The sequence below is a fragment of the Nostoc sp. FACHB-888 genome (assembly GCF_014696655.1).
GTDB lineage: Bacteria > Cyanobacteriota > Cyanobacteriia > Cyanobacteriales > Nostocaceae > Nostoc.
On record NZ_JACJQM010000045.1, the window covers coordinates 41,289 to 54,990 of the forward strand.

Consider the following 13,702-nt stretch of genomic DNA (forward strand, 5'->3'; position numbering starts at 1 on the left):
AATTTGTAGTAATTTTGAGAGAAGTCTGATCACCGACTTCCGGCGATCAGACTTCTGTGATTTTCAATTAGCTCGTACTCCTACACAGGAGCAAGCTATGCGTAACGTCTTATAGAGAAGCGATAATTAGATATTAAGCTTCTGGAATTTCTTTACCAACCACTTGTGATTTAAGAGTGGTAATTTCACTACTTAACTCTTTCCTGGTTGAGGCTTTGAGTAAATAGCGGTAAACAAACCAGGCAGAGTAACCAATACCAATCAACTCAAAAGTAGGTGCTACCAAAGGGATATCATTCAAAGCATCTAATACTGCCAAGAGTACTTTAACCCCAACAATTGATCCCACAATTATACCAACAGTGATCAGGGGTTGCTTGTATTGATTAAAGAAACTTCCTAGATATTCTGGCAATGTTGCTAAAAAGCTAGAAATTTGCTCACCATATTTTTGCCATTCATCTTGAGACTGTGCGGGAGGTTGGAGTTTGGTGATGGTTCCTGTTTGGCTGTTGATCTCTGCCACTGTAGTATCTTTAGATGTGGTTTCGGTAAATTCTTGTTCTGGCATTTTAACTCCCGTAAATTTGACAGTTGAGTTTTTCTAATCTGGATAATTACAACAAAAAGGCTGTTGATTAGGTAATGCAGAAGTGCATTAGTACAATTGTGTAAAGGGCACAAAAGAGTTTTAGTGTCCTATAACTATAATTGCCTCATAATATCTACTGCATCAACTACAAGGTAGAAAGCCAGTAGGAGGATAGAACTAAGAAGACAGCAGAATGTACTATAGCCAGCTTTCTGAGTTCTTTTTGAATCAACTGGAATCCTCAGGTTGTGATTATCCCATTCCGTGTCATTCGCTCATAATCGTACTAAATTTAAGTACAATCATGCAAAAATCTATCCCCCTCTCATTTATATAAGCCTAAAAGCCGATTTTAGCCGATATAAAGCTATCTTAAGCCGCATTCGTCAATTAACGCATTCGTATTGATATTAATACGTAATAAAGGTTTTTGTGTATTCACATAGACTAGACTGTAGAATTATTTTATGATATGTGTGCCTATTTATTGGGATTCAGGCAGATAAGGGAGAAATAACCCATACTTCTTTACGTTCGCGCAGCGTGTCGCAGACAGAGGCTGCGCTCAAAGCGTAGCTATGCCGCAGGTTTTACGGCTACGCTCAAGCTTAGTACATACAAGTCAGTACAAGTGCCCTATGCCCAAGGAATGTTAAAGCTTTTATTTTTTTTCCTGATTGTATTAATTTTATAAGGAAGCAGTTAAGGTAGAGTCGTGGCATACTTGATGGCAAGAACTTATTGCTATCAACCAGATATTGAGGAAAGTGTTGTGGTAAGGAGAAGATAGTCTCAGATAGGTCTTTTAGTGTAGGAAATTATTCGTTACTGCTGAAAAAAGTGAATCTATTCGCTGTCAGTAAGTGTACTTAGCAGCATTGCTATCAAAACTACTTATACTATATAAGGTACTGTTAATTATCTAGTAAGTAATGATTTGCTATTGCTATAAAAGAAGATAATGTAAATGTTAATCACCAATTAAATTGTTTGTTTGCACAAGCTAAACTGATTTGGTGATTTTTGCGGGAAGGCTAGGAGGTTTAAGAAATGCCTTCTTCAAAAGCCAACCCTATCGACAGCAGTTCAGAAAGCAAAAAAGTGTCAGCCGAAGAGCCATCGACAGACGAACTCCCGACCATAGAATTTCCCTCACGAGGGAAACTCAAAGCCAGTTCTTGGCGCATCCATCAAAAAATTGGCTATGGGTATTTTGTAGCTATCGGAATTGGCTTTTTTGGCTCACTGACTGGGTTAGTGATCGCCAACTACTACCGGGGAAGGGAAGTCAGGCAATTCAATCAAGCCTATGAACAAGGGCAACTACTGAGTAATTATAAAGATGCGGTAGTAGGGGCGCAATTACATAGCTCTAACCTAGTTGCTGTATTGGAAAATCCACAACAGCTAGAAAGCAAAAAAGCCGATTTTCTGAAGAATGTTGAAAAAGCCAAGCAATTAGAATCAAAAATTGCCGGATTTATCGACAGTAAACCTAAAAGACTAGCAGCAACAAGTTCAACTTTACAGACGTTATTGCTGGATTACAAGAATAATTTAAAAGCTTATGTTGACCAAATCGAGGTCGTCTTAAAGGAAGTTGACTTCCCAAAAGTGCAGCCTCAGCAGATTTCCTCTGCCCGATCGCAGTTATTGATAATTATGCGTGGTCAAACAGCCGTGCGACTAGATCAGCTTTCTCAAAACTTGGCTAATATCCTGCAAACTGCTGAAGTTCAAGAGCAAGAAAGGCAAAAAGCCGTTGAGCAGGCAAAAGTAGTTGAGCGATTCATCGTGATGATGAGTATGCTGGTTTCGGTAGCGATCGCAGCTATTGTAGCTTGGCGTACCAGTCGAGCGATCGCGGAACCGGTTATCACTGTCACCCAAGTAGCTGAACAAGTGGCGAGAAAACATAATTTTGATTTGCGAGCGCCCGTCACCACTGAAGATGAAATTGGACTACTCGCCAAATCTCTAAATCGTCTGATTGAGCGCGTATCTGAGCGAACAAAAGAACTACAACAAGCTAAAGAACTAGCGGAAGCTGCTAGCAAAGCAAAAAGCATATTTCTGGCCAATGTGAGTCACGAATTACGCACACCATTAAATGCTGTCATTGGCTTGAGCCAACTTTTAGAAGATGATGCTACCGATCTTGGTTTATCGGTAGACTTTATCACAGATTTAGAAACAATTAACTCTGCTGGTAAGCATCTATTGCACTTGATTAACGAAATCCTCGACTTGTCAAAAATTGAAGCCGGGAAAATGACCCTCTATCCTGAGACATTCGAGATTGCAACGCTGATTCATAACGTCGTCCTCACAGTTAAACCAGCTATAGAAAAAAATGCCAATGTTTTAGAAGTGGATTTTGATGAACAACTTGGCACCATGTACGCCGATCAAACCAGGATGCGGCAGGTATTGTTAAACTTACTAAGCAACGCCAGTAAATTCACTACAAACGGCAAGGTGACGCTCACAGTCAAAAGAGACAAGGATGAATTACGACTGGATGCTCCTTTAGGTATGATTACTTTTACCGTTACCGACACAGGTATAGGTATGTCTACCCGTCAACAACAGCAGTTATTTCAACCTTTTACACAAGGAGATACCTCAACTACCAAAAAGTATGGAGGTACGGGACTGGGGTTAGCAATTAGCCGCCACTTTTGCCAAATGATGGGTGGTGAGATTATTGTCAAAAGTCAGCCGGGAGTTGGCTCTACTTTCAGCATTAGTCTGCCAATGACTGTACAGGATTGAATGGGGCATGGGGCATGGGGCATTGGGAAAGAGCAGGCAGGATAGCGCAGCGTAAAGCCTGCGGTATGGCTTGTCTGCGACACCCTACGCGAACGTGGAAGCAAGCTACGCTTTTAGCGTCTCGTAGAGAGCGTCATTGCGAATTGCGTTAGCGCAGGGTTAGCGACGTAGGAGCGTCATTGCGAATTGCGAATTGGTATAAAACCTTGGTTAATCAGCTATTTCAGACTTCTGTGTACACCGTAGCCTTATTCTTGGGGTGGGGTTGTTCGGGTTTCATAAAGTAATCAAGCGGACAAGCCCATTCGTTCAGAACACAAGTCCATTCGTTCAGAACACAAGTCCATTCGTTCAGAACACAAGTCCATTCGTCCAGAACACAAGTCCATTCGTCCAGAACACAAGTCCATTCGTCCAGAACACAAGTCCATTCGTCCAGAACACAAGTCCATTCGTTCAGAACACAAGTCCATTCGTCCAGAACACAAGTCCATTCTCAACCATTTGTTCTCTAGTATCGTGTAATTACTGAGCTAACAATTCGATATCGTTACAGAAGATGTAGTAAGCGGCTATCGTTTGGATGCAATACACAATAGGGCACAGCATTGCTGTGCCCCTACAAATGGTCTGTATTCTAAGCTGTTACGCAAATAATATTGTACATTAGAGTTGTCGGGAAATAGTGACTAAAATCGCTGAAAGGCTTAGGGAGTCTGGGTTTCAATAATTTTGGTCAGAAATCAATAAAAAGCTTGCCACAAGCAGATTTCAAGGATTTTTGAGCTTATTACCCAACAAGTCTATTTACCTGATGACTGATGACTGATGACTGAAAACCCGTCAACAGTCAACATTTAACGACATCAAAAGTGTTTATATAGTTTAGATGTGCATCAGCTTATGCAATTGAGAACTGCTATATGCAACTTAAATGCTCATTAGCTTATCAGTGAACAGCAAACAGTTTTTCAGTCGGGAATCAGAGTCTCCAACAATTTTTGAATTTTGAATTGTTTAATTGTTGGGAATCCTCTGCCGAATTAGGTAATAATAGTCACCCTCCCTGTATCCAAGTCATAACGACCCCCGACAATTTTCAATTTGCCCGATCGCACTTGCTCAGTTAAAAGCTTTGAGTGCTTCAACTGTTCAATTTGATATTGCACATTTGCCACCACAGCATTCTCAACCGCGTCACCCGGTTGACTCTTGACCTTTTCTACTGCTGGCTTAATTGCCTTCACAAAAGTACTAATATCACCGAGTAACGATTCATTTTGGACAGCAGCAGTTACAGCCCCACAACGCTCATGACCCATCACCATCAATAGCGGAGAAGCTAACAAGACAACCGCATATTCAATACTACCGATCGCTTCATGTGTGGCAATATTTCCGGCAATCCGAACATCGAAGATGTCTCCAATGCCCTGATCGAAAACAATTTCTGCGGGTACTCGTGAATCAGCACAACTAAGAATAGTTGCAAATGGATGTTGAACTTGAGCAACTTCCTTCAACCGCAGTGCAGATTGATCGGGGTATTGGGGTTGATGCTGAACAAAGCGCTGATTCCCCTCTATCAGCTTTTGTAATGCTGCATCGGGACTGAGGGATTCAGGGGAAGTTGAGGGTATTTCGGCAGCTTTAGCCTGTTCCACCCGCCAAAGCAAATCGCTAGCGGATAGCATCATTCCAAATGCCCCAGTCATTCCTAACTTTAAAAAGTCACGACGTTCCATGAAATGCTTCATTGAATTTATAACTCTCTTACATTGACGCGACACATCTGACAGAGCGAATCTCCATCACATCCGAAACGTAGCAAGTACCTCCGAACTTATTAAGGAGTGGTTTGATATTTTCCACAACAGGCTTGAGTTGTTCTGGCATACAAAACGCAAGGATATAAACATTATCAAGCATGGTCATGTCTAAATCTTCTGTTGTTCCTTGTAACCCTTTACCAGCAACATTTCTAATTACGGCATGGTTATGTACACCAGACTTGTCTAAATTATCTAAAATTTTAGCAAGTTCAAAAGAGTTGGCGATAATTTCTATCTTTTTAACTACGTGCATATTATTACCTCCAGAATAGGTTAATTCCGTAGAGATATAACGGAATTCCCACAATAATATTGAATGGAAATGTCACCGCTAGAGCGGTAGAAACATACAGGCTGGGATTTGCTTCTGGAACAGTCATCCGCATAGCCGCCGGGACAGCGATGTAAGAAGCACTGGCACACAATACAGCGAATAAGAGCGAATCTCCACGAGGCATACCGATCAATTTGGCAATCACCAACCCAATGCCTGCATTGAGTATAGGAATTAGTATGGCAAATAAAATTAGGAAAACTCCGGTTTTTTGCAAGTCTTTAATTCTTCTCGCAGCGACTAGTCCCATGTCTAGTAAAAAGAAGGTGAGAACGCCATAAAACAACCCTTGAGTAAAAGGTTCTAATACGTGCCAACCGCGTTCTCCTGTCAAAACACCTATTAAAAGACTACCAACTAGTAGAAAAACTGAACTGTTAAGAAATGCTTCTTGCAAAACTTCCGGCCACGACAAGTCCCGCTTTCCATCAACGGTAAATATATTCACCAAAATTAAACCGACTATAATCGCTGGAGATTCCATCAGGGCAAGGGCTGCCACCATGTAACCATCAAAAGGAATTTCAAGCTCAGTTAAAAAAGCGCTAGCCGTGATGAAGGTGACGGCACTGATAGAACCGTAGGTTGCTGCGATCGCAGCCGCATCGTAAGTATCCAATTTCCACTTCAAGATAAAAAAGGTGTAAATTGGAACAACACAAGCCATCATCATTGCTGCCGCGAGTGTTAAAACCACTTCCTGAGTGATGCCGCTTTTGATTAGTTCTACGCCTCCTTTAAAACCAATAGCAAACAGCAGGTACAGCGAAAAGAGTTTGGGCATTGGTGCGGGAATTTCCAGATCAGACTTGACAAAAACAGCAGTCATGCCTAAAAAGAAAAACAGGATTGGCGGATTCAAAATATTGGATACAATTAAGCTAATATCCATATCCACCCCTCCTTGTATTGGTTAAACCTGAAATTAAAGAAATTTTTCATCTTTAAAAATTTAAAGGTTGAATCATGATGTATCGTGTATTGCTACCCAATGTCAATTGGGTACTTAAGGAGTGAATAGTCCTATTGGTGACAATCCTCTCGGTTGGTATTACAGCGTTTTTCAAGCAAATAAACCACAAGCTAAGGAAGATTGCGGTGTTCCTACGAAAATCTGTAGGGGCAATTTATGTAGACGCTAAGCGGCTTCCCGCAGGGTATTGTCCCTACTACTCTGTTGAGAACAAAGCAAGTGAGAGCTTGCCCAGTATTTTTATGATGTTTAATTCCCCGTCGCTGATTTTACGATAGAAAGCGCAGGAATAACTGATGGCTAACTTAATCTATGTAGAAAAGTTAATGTACCGTCATGGCAATACCCTGCGGGAAGCCCCTTTACGTCTACATGAATTGCCCTAATACAAATTTTGTAGTTTTAGTGATTTTTTGCGTAAATCCTGTAAAGATGATGCCCGATCAAATTGCGCTTGATGCCTCGATTAGCAGTAATGTAGCCTTAATCGTAGGAAGAGCATAGAATTTTCAGGATGCAATCAATACAATCATGAAATCGACAAAGATTAGGCTGTACGATTTGGCAGCAGCTGAAGACGATCGCCGTTTTAGTCCAAACTGCTGGCGCGTGCGACTGGCTCTACTCCATAAGGGATTGCCCTTTGAAACTGTACCTTGGCGCTTTACTGAAAAGGAAACTATTGCCTTCTCAGGACAGGATAGGGTGCCAGTAATAGTTGATCATGAGCGAGTTGTTTACGATTCCTGGGCGATCGCTCAGTATCTGGAGGAGAATTACCCTAAGTACCCATCACTATTTGGTGGAGAAATTGGAAAGTCGTTATCCCGATTTACTACTGATTGGGTAGAAGCAGTACTCAATCCTGAAATTGTGCGATTGATTATCACAGATATTTATTCGCACCTACACGAAAAAGACAAAGACTACTTCCGCCAAACACGCGAAAAAGCTTTTGGTGCAACATTGGAGGTAATCTCTGCCGACCGGGAACAACGAGTTATCACCTTTCGTAATAGCCTAACCCCACTGCGTCGAACTCTCCAGCACCAAACCTTTCTAGCTGGACAAACACCAGCTTGGGCAGATTATGTGGCGTTTAGCTCCTTTCAGTGGGCACGCAGCGTTAGCCCATTTCCCTTACTTGTAGCAGATGATCCCATTTTTAGCTGGCGCGATCGAATTCTTGATTCTTTTGATGGCGAAGCTCGTAAGCTCTTAGCTTATGAGTAACATTCTGGTTAAGAATATTGCCAATCTTTGTTGACCAAGTTTCGTTAAGATGTTGTAACCTGGGCAATAGCAACTCTCTATTGATGTGACGCCAGGCAATCGCTTTTTCACATCCATGACAACAACCATCGACTTTCTCAGTCACCTTAACCCTAGCCAACGTCAAGCTGTCGAACATTACTGCGGCCCGTTGCTAGTTGTTGCTGGCGCAGGTTCCGGTAAAACACGAGCGCTGACTTATCGCATTGCGAATCTGATTTTGCAACACCGTGTTGATCCAGAAAATATTCTGGCGGTTACTTTTACCAACAAAGCCGCACGGGAAATGAAAGACCGGATTCAACGGCTATTTGCTGAACAACTGGCTATGAAACAACACGGTCAGAGGTTGGATTTGTTGACAGAATACCAACAAATACAACTGCGATCGCAAGTTTACAAAAACACGATTAAAGACTTATGGTGTGGCACTTTCCACAGCCTATTTTCTCGGATTCTCCGTTTTGATATTGAAAAATATGTAGACGAAAAAGGACGGCGTTGGAATCGTAATTTTTCTATCTTTGATGAATCAGATGTGATGACTCTGATTAAAGAAATCGTCAATAAACAGCTAAATTTAGACGATAAAAAATTTGACGCTCGCTCTGTTCGCTACGCTATTAGTAACGCTAAAAACCAAGGTTTATCGCCCCAAGAATTTGAGCAAGATCAACCAAATTATCGCGGACGGGTAATTGCCCAAGTCTACAATTTATATCAAGATAAGTTAGCAGAAAACAACGCTCTTGACTTTGATGATCTAATTCTTGTACCTACTAGATTATTTCAGCAAAATGAGCAAGTATTAGGTTACTGGCATCGCAAGTTTTGCCATATCCTCGTAGATGAATATCAGGATACTAATCGTACTCAATATCAACTTATTCATTTATTGGTAACTAACGGCGAAACCAGAAAGAGCGAATGGGAATGGCAAAATCGCTCAGTTTTCGTTGTTGGCGATGCAGATCAATCAATTTACAGCTTTCGGATGGCAGATTTCACCATCTTACTGGGATTTCAGGAGGACTTTGGTGATGGTTTGGTAGATGATGACACCCGGACGATGGTTAAGCTTGAAGAAAACTATCGTTCTTGTGAAAACATTCTGCAAGCGGCTAATGAACTGATTGAAAATAACACCCAACGGATTGATAAAATCCTCAAACCGACGCGGGGGGCGGGTGAGCAGATTACTTGTCACAAAGCCGATGAAGAACTTGCAGAAGCGGCATTTGTGATTAATCAAATTAGCACTTTAGAACAGCAAAATCCAGAGTTAAACTGGGGTAGTTTTGCCATACTTTATCGGACAAATGCCCAATCTCGCCCCTTTGAAGAATTGTTGGTGAAATATCAAATTCCTTACACAGTTGTGGGAGGAATGAGATTTTACGATCGCAAAGAAATTAAAGATGTGATTGCTTATTTAAGAGTGATCGCTAACCCATCTGATACAGTCAGTTTATTACGAGTTATCAATACTCCTCGGCGGGGAATTGGCAAAACCACCATTGATGCTTTGATGAATGCCTCCCAGCAACTAGGGACAACTCTGTGGGAAATACTCAGCGACGAAACATCAGTTAATACATTAGCCGGACGGGCAACAAAAGCTGTAAATAGCTTTGCCGAAATGATTAGCCGTTGGCAAGGACAAATTGGCACGCTTCCTGTGACTGAGGTTTTGCAAGGAATACTAGAAGATTCTGGTTACGTTCAAGACTTGATGAGTCAAGGCACAGATGAAGCCACAGATCGAGTACAAAACGTTCAAGAACTTTACAACGCTGCACTGCAATTTCAAGAAGAAAACGAAGAGGTTTCCCTCCGAGACTTTTTGAATAGTGCCGCCCTCAGTTCAGATTTGGATAACTTAAAAGAAGGGCAAACAGCCGTTTCTTTGATGACTTTGCACGCTTCCAAAGGTTTAGAATTTCCTGTAGTATTTTTGGTGGGATTAGAACAAGGGCTATTTCCCGGCTACCGTTCCCTGGGCGATCCCGCATCTTTGGAAGAGGAACGGCGTTTGTGTTATGTGGGGATTACCCGCGCCCAAGAGAGGTTGTATTTATCACACGCGCGGGAACGACGTTTGTATGGTTCTCGTGAACCCGCCATGCGATCGCAATTTCTCGACGAATTACCAGAAGAATTATTAACTACTCAACGTCTAAGTCGTCAAAGTTATACCAAAAGTGCCTCTACTCCTAATGGAAAGCAAGACTCAACCCAGAATTGGCAAGTAGGCGATAGAGTATTACATAAAACTTTTGGGCTTGGTGAAATAACTCATGTCTTCGGAACAGGTAATAAAATGTCTGTGGCAATTAAATTTGCCAGCTTGGGACAAAAAATTGTTGACCCTAGAGTAGCGCAGTTGCAACGAGTTTAAAGATAAACACACAAGCTATACGCCGACTTATTTTAAAAGTCGGCGATCTTATTTTTCATATTTCAACTTCTTCAAAGTGTTCAACTGTGGGAAATGGCTCATAAAAATGATGCAGAAGTTTTTTCCACTCTTGATATTTAGCAGAACTTCTAAATCCGACAGTATGAGATTCTAAAGTTTCCCATCTCACAAGTAATAAATATTTACTTTGGTCTTCTATACATCTATGCAATTCATGGGACAAATATCCATCAATTGAGGAAATAATTTTAGAAGCTTTTTTGAAAGAATCTTCAAAATCAGATTCTAGACCAGGTTTAACAGGAAGCATTACTGCCTCAATAATCATAAACTTTTGCGGCTTGAATTTAATTAATCGCTGTGAAGTCAGGTTGCTTCTTGGCTGTCTCAGGTTAACGGGAAATCTTGGTTAATAAACCCAGCAGCACTGCGTGTTGCTTCTAAGATTGTGAGTAATCCACTTCCTGGGTGAACTACACCACCAATCCAGTACAATCCATTAATATTTTCAGAACGAATTGGAGGGCGAAATGGCCCAAGTTGGCTCCAATTGTGGCTGAGATTAAACACAGCACCCAAATGAACTAGATAATCATCGCGCCAAGTTGGTGCAGTATAACACCTCTGGGTGACAATATGTTGCTCAATATTGTCATATCCTAGTAAACCTAGACGTTTAAGAATAAAGTCTTGGTAGCTTTTTTGTTTAATATCCCAGTCAACAGCATAAGAAGTATTTGGAATTGGCACTAACACATATAATGTGCTATGTCCATCTGGTGCATTACTGGGATCTATAATTGTTGGATTGCAGACATAAATCGGCGGATCAGTTTCATCTAATGTAGAATCATCTACCCAAGGGCGATCGCGTCGTCGAATCTGTTCTGATAAATAGATTTGATGATGTGGTAAGTCTTCGTAGCGGCGATTTATACCTAAATAGAGCATAAAGGTAGAGCATGAAAATTGCATTTGGTTAAGCTTGCGGTCAGTGTAGCGACCTCGTGCTGAAGTTGGTAGCAAATGACGAATAGCGTATCCAAAGTCAGCATTGATCACTACTGCATCAAAATTTAGGCGCTCACCACCTGCTAATTCAATACCACGCGCCTGCCCCTGCTCAATCCAGACTTGATGCACTGGACAATTGAGGTGAATTTGCACGCCCAAGTCTTGAGCAGCCTTGCCCAACCCCTGTGCCAATGCCCGGAATCCTCCCACTGGATGCCATACTCCTTGGGCAAATTCCAAAAATGGAATCAAACTGAATACACTCGCTGCCACAGTCGGATGCATTCCCAAATATTTCGAGGGATAACTCAGAGCATAAACTAACCGTTCATCTCGAAAAAATCGCCAAAAGTGTTGATATAAACTCTCCCAGGGGCGAAACGAGAGTAGAGGGACAATTTCATTCCAACGTAAGTAACCCAATAGAGTCCGTACAGGGGTTCCTAGATAAGGCTTATAACCCAATTCATATTTACGGATATGCTCTGCGTACCAGCGATCGAATGCTAATGGTAAATCTGAACGCAGGTTTGCCAATTGTGTTTTAAAAGCTCCTAAATCCGAGGTTAAATCCAGTTGTGTACCATCCCAAAATCGAATGCGAGTATAGGGTTCCAATCTTTTGAGTTGAACATAGTCAGCAAAATTTAAGCCAGCTTCCTGAAAAAGCTCTTCATATAGATGTGGCAATTGGAGAATAGTCGGCCCTGTATCAAAAGCGTATGAATCAACTTCTAAGCCACGCATCCGCCCACCTATACGTTCAGCCGCCTCAAATATTTGCACTTGATACCCCAGTCCAGCAAGACGGATAGCTGTGGCTAGACCACCAGGGCCGGCTCCGACAATCGCAATTTTTTTAGACATAGATAAACTCCTCATTTACTTGGGCAATCGATACTGTCAGGAAAGAGTGGTTGAAGATAACCAATCAAAACTTGTTTAGTCTGTGCTACTAGTTGCCGTCGTAAGTGATTGTCTTGGGCGAGCGACATTAACTGAAGCGCCCCCGCAATTTCTACACTGACTAAAGCTACTAAATGCCGTTGTTGTGAATTCATTTGCGGTTGCCGTAAAGCAAAGAAGTTATCTAATTGCTCTACAATCTCATGGTCAACTCGCTGATTTACTGCCTGCAATTCGCCAGACATTCGCGATCGCAGCATAGTTACCCGACAACCCGGTTGAGTAGTATAAAATTTATCAAAATCTTCAATTGCTTCACTCAACAATATTGCTAAGGGATAATTAATCGTTGAGGGATTAAACCTAGTCGCAAATAACTCTCGCATTTGTTGTGCATATCGCTCTGATAGCGCATGAACAATAGCCTCCTTGTCAGGAAAAAAGCGGTAGAGTGAACCAATTGAAATATTTGCCTGCTTTACAATCAATTCGGTTGAAACCGCTTCATAGCCTACTTCTTCCAATAACTGAGCAGCTACATCCAAGATTTGATTGACCCGTTGGCGACTGCGGGTTTGTTGCGGTAATCGACGAAGTGTTTCGGGATTGTGAATCTTGGAAGACATGAATTGGTTAGGAGTCAACACGAGCAATTATCATATTATCACTATAAAACGCGACAATTATTCATTTTTTGATATCTAGTTTTGGCGAAGAAACAATTTCGGTCGTTCAGCCTCAAAAAGCTCCTCTGCTCCTTTTTCCCCTCAAGCTTGTGAGAAATGCGGAACTGGCAAATTCTCATACTATTTCTTTATGAAGCACTTTATATTTTTGGCTTCTAGTTGCTTCCTTTGTTTGTGTCCTGCCCTGCGGGAAGCATCGTTTCTTTAAAAATTGTTAGAGAAACTTTATCAAATCCTTGCACAAAAAGCTCTCCACCCCCATATCACTCTGGAAATTAACAGGAATTTACTACGACATCTCCATAAATTTTTGAGCTTTGTTGTAATAAATGCGACATATTCCAGGATATTCACTGAAGTGACTTCGTTGTGTAAAGGTTAGTTTTAATACATGAGTCCCCAAGGCTCAGTTACACCGCCTACAACAAGTTCGACTAAGTTGTGACATTAGTTCCCTTAAATTAACGGGTAAACCTACTAAAGTTTCAACCAATTCAAGTTTGACCACTTAACCAACGCAGAGAAGACAGGAAATGTCTCCGGCTTTGCGCTGTTTATTGCTGAGAACGTACTACCAATTCCCCTTACACATATTCGGAGTAAAACAATGGCTGGCAAAACATACTACGTTTCTGGAACAGGTAATGATAAAAATGATGGCTCGAACGAGAAAGCCGCATTTCGCACCCTCCAAAAAGCTGGGGACTTGGTAGCCGCAGGTGATACCGTATACGTGATGAATGGTACTTACACAAATCCTTATGCAAACATTTTAAGTATCGCGAATAAAAATGGTACTGCCAATGCACCGATTACTTTTAAAGCATTGTCAGGGCACAACCCAGTTTTAGCTACAGATAAACATAATTGGAATGCCATTTCAATCACTGGTTCTTCTT

At 41.5% G+C, this 13,702-nt stretch carries 12 protein-coding genes; 4 read left to right on the plus strand and 8 right to left on the minus strand.

The genetic code is table 11. The features are described from left to right. Positions 1–133: 133 nt before the first annotated feature. Positions 134–571 carry a CAAD domain-containing protein gene (locus H6G26_RS23805; RefSeq protein WP_190731777.1) on the minus strand — a complete coding sequence of 146 codons (438 nt, stop codon included), beginning with the start codon at positions 569–571 and terminating at the stop codon, positions 134–136. 1,071 nt (positions 572–1,642) lie between these two features. Between H6G26_RS23805 and H6G26_RS23810 the strand changes: the two genes are divergently transcribed. Continuing rightward, positions 1,643–3,367 (plus strand): ATP-binding protein, encoded by a 1,725-nt coding sequence (locus H6G26_RS23810; protein WP_190731779.1) that lies wholly within the window; start codon positions 1,643–1,645, stop codon positions 3,365–3,367. Between the two features lie 287 nt (positions 3,368–3,654). Here H6G26_RS23810 and H6G26_RS23815 read toward each other — a convergent pair whose 3' ends face one another. From H6G26_RS23815 to H6G26_RS23830, 4 genes are all read right to left on the minus strand, one after another. Further along, on the minus strand, positions 3,655–3,861 hold the full coding sequence (locus H6G26_RS23815; protein ID WP_190731781.1) for a hypothetical protein: 207 nt from the start codon (positions 3,859–3,861) through the stop codon (positions 3,655–3,657). 549 nt (positions 3,862–4,410) lie between these two features. Further along, a complete protein-coding gene (locus tag H6G26_RS23820) occupies positions 4,411–5,112 on the minus strand; it encodes a carbonic anhydrase (protein ID WP_190731783.1) in 702 nt (233 codons plus the stop codon). Positions 5,113–5,140: 28 nt separating this feature from the next. Continuing rightward, on the minus strand, positions 5,141–5,452 hold the full coding sequence (locus tag H6G26_RS23825; protein ID WP_069068948.1) for a P-II family nitrogen regulator: 312 nt from the start codon (positions 5,450–5,452) through the stop codon (positions 5,141–5,143). A 4-nt stretch (positions 5,453–5,456) separates the two neighbouring features. Next, a complete protein-coding gene (locus tag H6G26_RS23830) occupies positions 5,457–6,425 on the minus strand; it encodes a sodium-dependent bicarbonate transport family permease (RefSeq protein WP_190731784.1) in 969 nt (322 codons plus the stop codon). Positions 6,426–7,037: 612 nt separating this feature from the next. On the opposite strand from H6G26_RS23830, the gene H6G26_RS23835 reads away from it, so the two are divergent. Then, a complete protein-coding gene (locus H6G26_RS23835; RefSeq protein ID WP_190731786.1) occupies positions 7,038–7,739 on the plus strand; it encodes a glutathione S-transferase family protein in 702 nt (233 codons plus the stop codon). Between the two features lie 115 nt (positions 7,740–7,854). Then, on the plus strand, positions 7,855–10,176 hold the full coding sequence (gene pcrA / locus H6G26_RS23840) for a DNA helicase PcrA (RefSeq protein WP_190731788.1): 2,322 nt from the start codon (positions 7,855–7,857) through the stop codon (positions 10,174–10,176). 55 nt (positions 10,177–10,231) lie between these two features. Here pcrA and H6G26_RS23845 read toward each other — a convergent pair whose 3' ends face one another. From H6G26_RS23845 to H6G26_RS23855, 3 genes are read right to left on the minus strand one after another with little or no spacing between them, the layout of a single operon-like run. Continuing rightward, positions 10,232–10,525 carry an antibiotic biosynthesis monooxygenase gene (locus H6G26_RS23845; RefSeq protein ID WP_190731790.1) on the minus strand — a complete coding sequence of 98 codons (294 nt, stop codon included), beginning with the start codon at positions 10,523–10,525 and terminating at the stop codon, positions 10,232–10,234. 59 nt (positions 10,526–10,584) lie between these two features. Beyond that, positions 10,585–12,078: a phytoene desaturase family protein gene (crtI, locus tag H6G26_RS23850; protein WP_190731792.1), complete on the minus strand. Its 1,494-nt coding sequence runs from the start codon at positions 12,076–12,078 to the stop codon at positions 10,585–10,587. A gap of 11 nt (positions 12,079–12,089) precedes the next feature. Then, positions 12,090–12,743 (minus strand): TetR/AcrR family transcriptional regulator, encoded by a 654-nt coding sequence (locus H6G26_RS23855; protein ID WP_190731794.1) that lies wholly within the window; start codon positions 12,741–12,743, stop codon positions 12,090–12,092. A 667-nt stretch (positions 12,744–13,410) separates the two neighbouring features. Here H6G26_RS23855 and H6G26_RS23860 point away from each other — a divergent pair. Continuing rightward, positions 13,411–13,702: DUF1565 domain-containing protein (locus H6G26_RS23860; protein ID WP_190731796.1), on the plus strand; the 292-nt coding region annotated here is incomplete at its 3' end.